Origin of the sequence: Streptomyces vulcanius (assembly GCF_042653945.1) — a bacterium.
Lineage (GTDB): Bacteria > Actinomycetota > Actinomycetes > Streptomycetales > Streptomycetaceae > Streptomyces > Streptomyces mangrovi.
Genome location: NZ_JBHSFK010000124.1, coordinates 1 through 992, shown reverse-complemented (window position 1 = coordinate 992; position 992 = coordinate 1). Strand labels below are relative to the sequence as shown.

Sequence of the window (992 nt, the reverse complement as noted above, 5' to 3'; positions counted from 1 at the left end):
AGAACACCCCCCTCAAGCCCGGCAGCGAGGAATACCTCGACTCCGAGAAGTACCAGCTCAAACCCCGCGACTGGGAAACCGCGAACACCCTCGCACCCCTCGTCACCCGGCTCAACGAGATCCGGCGCAGCCATCCCGCGCTCCACCACCTCAGGAACCTGCGCTTCCACCACGCCGACAACGACTCGGTCCTCGTGTACAGCAAGCGCAGCGGGACGGACACGGTGATCGTGGTGGTCAACCTCGACCCCCGGCACACCCAGGAGGCGACGGTCTCGTTGGACATGCCGGAACTCGGCCTGGATCACGACGCGTTCCTGTCGGTGCACGACGAGCTGACAGGTGAGGCCTACACGTGGCGCAAGGACAGTTACGTGCGCCTGGAGCCCGGCCTCACGCCGGCCCACGTGTTCCACGTCCGGTGACCCGCAGCACCGCAGATCGGAGACTCCAGACCGCCATGACCGTCAACTCACCTGTGCCGGACACGTTCGAGGACACTCCCGTCAAGGACCGCGACCCGGAGTGGTTCAAGCGGGCCGTCTTCTACGAGGTCCTCGTCCGTTCCTTCCAGGACAGCAACGGCGACGGCGTCGGCGACCTCAAGGGCATCACCTCCAGACTCGACTACCTGCAATGGCTGGGCGTCGACTGCCTCTGGCTCCCGCCCTTCTTCAAATCCCCGCTCAGAGACGGCGGATACGACGTCTCCGACTACACCTCCGTCCTCCCGGAATTCGGCGACCTCGCCGACTTCGTGGAATTCGTCGACGCCGCCCACCAACGCGGCATGCGCGTTGTCATCGACTTCGTCATGAACCACACCAGCGACCAGCACCCGTGGTTCCAGGAATCGAGAAAAGATCCCGACGGACCCTACGGCGACTACTACATGTGGGCAGACGACGACAAACAGTACGCCGACGCCCGCATCATCTTCGTCGACACCGAAGCCTCCAACTGGACCTTCGACCCCGTCCGCAAGCAGTACT

Annotated in this window: 2 protein-coding genes; both read left to right on the top strand. The window is 64.1% G+C overall.

The features are described 5' to 3' along the window. Positions 1–425, top strand: a 425-nt coding sequence (locus ACFPIH_RS56300) for an alpha-glucosidase C-terminal domain-containing protein (RefSeq protein WP_381188145.1), incomplete at its 5' end; no start/stop codon positions are given. A 35-nt stretch (positions 426–460) separates the two neighbouring features. Next, a partial coding sequence (locus tag ACFPIH_RS56295) for an alpha-amylase family glycosyl hydrolase (RefSeq protein ID WP_381188142.1) occupies positions 461–992 on the top strand: 532 nt, incomplete at its 3' end.